Here is a 351-nt window from a genome sequence, read left to right on the forward strand (position 1 = left end):
GTCCATGGCAGCATCCTGCTTGTCGATGGCGGGCGGGTAACACTTGTTACCCAAGCTTACGCCACCGGAGCAGGCTAAGCATCTGGTGAGTCTGGCGGCATCACCACCCACTCTGGCTCCTCGAACTCGCCGATCACGCGGATCTCGCAGAAGGGGGCGGCGCTCTTGATGATCTCCTTCACGCGGGCCGCAGGCTGGGCCTCCATGGCGTCGCGGCTGGCCTTGCTGTCCCAGTGGGCGATGGCGATCAGGGTCTTGGGGTCACCGATCTTGCGATGCAGCTCGGTGCCCAGGGCGCCGGGGGCCTGCTGGATCAGTTCGCTGGCGCGCACCCAGGCGTCGGCATACTCC

1 protein-coding gene is annotated in these 351 nt (G+C 66.1%); it reads right to left on the bottom strand.

From position 1 onward, the window contains the following. Window positions 1–74: 74 nt before the first annotated feature. On the bottom strand, window positions 75–351 hold a 277-nt coding region (locus H2O73_RS20390; protein ID WP_182110734.1), incomplete at its 5' end, for an antibiotic biosynthesis monooxygenase family protein.

It is taken from the genome of Vibrio marinisediminis, assembly GCF_014050145.1.
GTDB lineage: Bacteria > Pseudomonadota > Gammaproteobacteria > Enterobacterales > Vibrionaceae > Vibrio > Vibrio marinisediminis.